Origin of the sequence: Butyrivibrio sp. AE3009, from assembly GCF_000420845.1 — a bacterium.
Classification (GTDB): domain Bacteria; phylum Bacillota; class Clostridia; order Lachnospirales; family Lachnospiraceae; genus Butyrivibrio.
In genome coordinates, this window is record NZ_ATVS01000089.1 from 1 (window position 1) to 2,563 (window position 2,563).

3 protein-coding genes and 1 tRNA gene are annotated in these 2,563 nt (G+C 37.1%); 2 read left to right on the forward strand and 2 right to left on the reverse strand.

The window, feature by feature from the left end:
• Nucleotides 1–254: 254 nt before the first annotated feature.
• Entirely contained in the window at nt 255–548 is a 294-nt protein-coding gene (locus tag G588_RS0118325) for a DUF4176 domain-containing protein (RefSeq protein ID WP_022780139.1), read from the forward strand.
• A gap of 26 nt (nt 549–574) precedes the next feature.
• On the opposite strand, the gene G588_RS21025 is transcribed toward G588_RS0118325, so the two are convergent.
• The gene (locus G588_RS21025; RefSeq protein ID WP_022780140.1) at nt 575–1,222 is read right to left on the reverse strand and encodes an Abi family protein; all 648 of its coding nucleotides are present in this window, start codon (nt 1,220–1,222) and stop codon (nt 575–577) included.
• Between the two features lie 223 nt (nt 1,223–1,445).
• On the opposite strand from G588_RS21025, the gene G588_RS21920 reads away from it, so the two are divergent.
• A complete protein-coding gene (locus G588_RS21920) occupies nt 1,446–2,309 on the forward strand; it encodes a helix-turn-helix domain-containing protein (RefSeq protein WP_051139975.1) in 864 nt (287 codons plus the stop codon).
• A 181-nt stretch (nt 2,310–2,490) separates the two neighbouring features.
• Here the strand turns inward: G588_RS21920 and G588_RS0118340 are convergent.
• Nucleotides 2,491–2,563: transfer RNA gene (locus G588_RS0118340), tRNA-Gly, on the reverse strand.

Genomic DNA, 2,563 nt, shown 5'->3' on the forward strand with positions numbered 1-2,563 from the left:
TCATTGTATAAAAGTATAGAAAGAATTAGGAGAGATATAGTGAAAAAAGTATTATTGGCAATTGGCTTTAGTGTTATTTGGTTTGCTGTTTTTTTGGAACTGCACTTTTAAAAGCCCGACACAGTCCTAACTATAAGTTGGTTGCATTAATTTCACTTCCCTTTGCGGTGGTCTTTGGAATAGTAACAGCAATAAAGTATGCTTCGAATTAAAGCTTTATGTGAAAATAAAAAGAAACGATCAGGAGAAAAAGAATGGAAAAGCTTTACCCCATAGGAACAATTGTAAGATTAAAAAAGGGGCAGGTGGACATTATGATAACGGGTGTCTGCCCACTTTACAATGATAATGGAACAATCGGATATTACGATTATTCAGCCTGCCTCTATCCCCACGGTCAAACAGATCAGAATTCGTTATTTTTCAACGAGGAGGATATAGATGAAGTTCTCTTTACCGGCTATGAAGATGAACACTTCGAGAAATATAAAGAGATGGTTATGTCAAAGCTTGGCGATATCAAATATCCTCATTTGAAATTGCACTGAGAACGGAATATTTTTGTTTAGGGCAATCAGGAGAATATCTTTCCTGGTTGCTTTTTATATGACAAAAGAACCGTTCCCGTGTCATCCCAAACAAACAAAAACCCCAGAAAAATCTGGGGTTTTTGAGCAAAAAAATAAGCGATAGACGGGACTCGAAGTAATAGCCCGTTTCGAAAGCCGCATATCTCTACAAGAGCATACATGGGAAGATCTCTGCCCTCGTAGTTTTCCGTGAAATTCTTTACAAATGGAGCACGCAAGTTTCGCCTTATTTCTTCGTTAATATCTGACATAAATTGTTTATGATATTCTTCGTCAACAAAATTGTCTTTGTCCTTATATCCAAGTACACCATAGTGCTCAGATACGTAATTTCCTATTCTGCATCTAGCATTAATTTCTATTTTCTCAATCAGCGGGAAGAGTAACTGCCTAAAATTAGCATTGAACAGATATAATTCTACTATCTGACTGAATTTAACATCCTTGTGATAAGAACCATTTCTTGGTTTTAGATTTAGGCTAAAGGCTTTTATAAGCCTAAAATAGGATATGTCATTCAATATCCTTTTTGCATATTCTTCATTATCTATTTGCAGCCCTAACGATTTAAGATTCTCAATCTGTTCGTCAATTGTCATGGCTTGTTGATGCTTTTTTAATGTTTCTGCCATATTTTCATCCTAAAAAAACGACCCGACGTGGTCCGCATCATAATGAGAGGCGTGTCGGGTTCTGTTAGCTATATTATATGTATGATTTTTGGGCTAGTCAACCTTTTCTTAATTGATGATCAACTTCTATTTGAGAGTATGGCTCTGTTTAGTTGAAATAAACATTTTGCCGATTTATTTTCTGCGTTTTAATGCTTTATAATAAAAAACAAGGAGGATGACCATGAAATACGATATTGCACAAACCGAAATAGGCAAGCGAATAGCTGAAAGCCGAAGAGACAAAAAGCTTACACAAGAAGAATTAGCTAATAGGATAGGAATAACTGCACAAGCACTCAGTCAGTATGAGCGTGGGCTTAGATATCCTGATATTGCTATTCTAAAAGCATTATGCGTCACACTTGGTGTAAGTTCTGATTATCTCATGGGATTGAAGGATTCCAAAGTCAATGAAATAGATGATGTGGAAATTGAACAGGAAATATGGTCAAATCTTCGAAATTCCTTGGATACTCTGTCGATAGTGTTTGGAGAAGATTTTATTTCGAGTTGGAGCAATGATATTCATGGAAAACAGATTCCTGATCTTAGACTACGTCTTGCAAAAGAAGGAATCTTAATGCCTATTGTAAGAATACGCGATTGGGATCAGTTAAAACCCAGAGAGTTCATTATTCTTGCATATGATAATGTTCTTTACCATGAAGAAATAATTGAAGGTCATCCGGTAACAGTTGATTACACAGTGCAAAAGCTTGAAGAAGTTGTAAGGCAGCGTTATGCCGATATTCTTAACGCAGACATCATAAGGGATATGGTGGAGAACCTTCGAATCAATCATAGTGCAATAATAAATGGAATTGTTCCTGAAAAGATTTCATATGGACAACTTCTTGTAGTATGCAGAGAACTTCTTGGTAGAGGAGATGGTATGGTTTATCTTCCGAGAATCATAGAGATGATTGGAGAAATACAACGAAAAAATCTCACTTCATCTGATGATGAGATTGTCGAAATCGTTGCGAAGCAGCTGGAATCACCCAATAATAAATGGGTGTGGCTTCATGAGCAGGAAAAGAAATAGTGTTTAAGTCATAATATAATGAATCGGGCTTTTCGAAGCCCGATTTTGTGTTTTACAGACATTTCATAGACAGCCCAACCCTAAGAAAGGCTGCCACACTAATTAGTGCGACAGCCCCATTGACTCCCTTTAGGCATAAGAAAAACTCCGGAGAAAATCCGGAGTTTTGAGCAAAAAAATAAGCGATAGACGGGGCTCGAACCCGCGGTCTCCACCTTGGCAAGGTGGCGCTTTACCAACTAAGCTACTATCGC